Origin of the sequence: Campylobacter troglodytis, assembly GCF_006864425.1 — a bacterium.
GTDB lineage: Bacteria > Campylobacterota > Campylobacteria > Campylobacterales > Campylobacteraceae > Campylobacter_D > Campylobacter_D troglodytis.
In genome coordinates this window covers 1-961 of sequence record NZ_QHLI01000174.1, presented here as the reverse complement: position 1 = coordinate 961, position 961 = coordinate 1, and the positions used below count along the sequence as shown (strand labels likewise).

General features: G+C 37.3%; 1 protein-coding gene. It reads left to right on the top strand.

Annotated features, from left to right (window positions below):
• Positions 1–961: hypothetical protein (locus tag DMC01_RS14140; protein WP_221887170.1), on the top strand; the 961-nt coding region annotated here is incomplete at both ends.

Below are 961 nucleotides of genomic sequence, written 5' to 3'. Positions count from 1 at the left end.
ATTTATCATAGAAGATAGAGTTTATGAAAAATATCTCTTTAAGCAAGTCTTCATAGGCTTAAGCCAAATTACCAGAGGGGTGGTAAATATAGAAAAAAACAAAGCCGCAGCAAACATCCTTGAAAATACAAATACAAACATAGCCTCAAGCGCCATCAACACAAATACAGCCTCAATCAACACTATCGACACAAACACAGCCACACTTGAAAATACGAGCGATGCCTCAATCAGAACTATCAACACAAACACAGAAAAACACACATCCACAACAAACATCCTTGCAAATACAAGCACAGCCTCCAAAGCCACTCTCAGCAAAACTACAAACACAGCAAACAGCACAGCCTCTGTCCGCACAGCAAAGATAAACAATACTTCTCTTAGTAGCACAAACGCAATAAATAACACAAATTCAATAAATTCAACAAACATAACAAACACAGCCCCCATCAGCACAATCAACACAAACACAGCCTCAAACACTTTCAGCACAAATTCAGCAAACACAGCAAATTCAACACAAATAAACTCAGCAAACAACACAGCAACTACCGTAGCTTTCATAAACACAGCAAAGAACGCAAACACACTTGAAAGGACTACAACAAGCACAGCACACAAGCACTCAAAAGAAGAAAGAACCTACAACAAAGGCTTTGTGTCCTTGTTTAACAAGCTTTATCAGGTTAATACCCTAGCTGCTATGTGCGACTGTGAATTTATCCCTTGTGAGCTTAGTCCTATGAAAAAAGCTTTAAACATAGGGCTTATCAAGGCTTATAAAAAGGATAAAGAAGGCAAATTCATAGATGATAAAGATAGCTTGTCAAATTCACAAAATGAGATTTACACCATAGACTTAGAGCAAGAAATAATGCTTAAAGCCTTTGTTTATGAGGAGCAAAGCACTTATAAAGTAAAAGATACATATCAAAAAGGTGAGGAAGGGCAAGAAAAC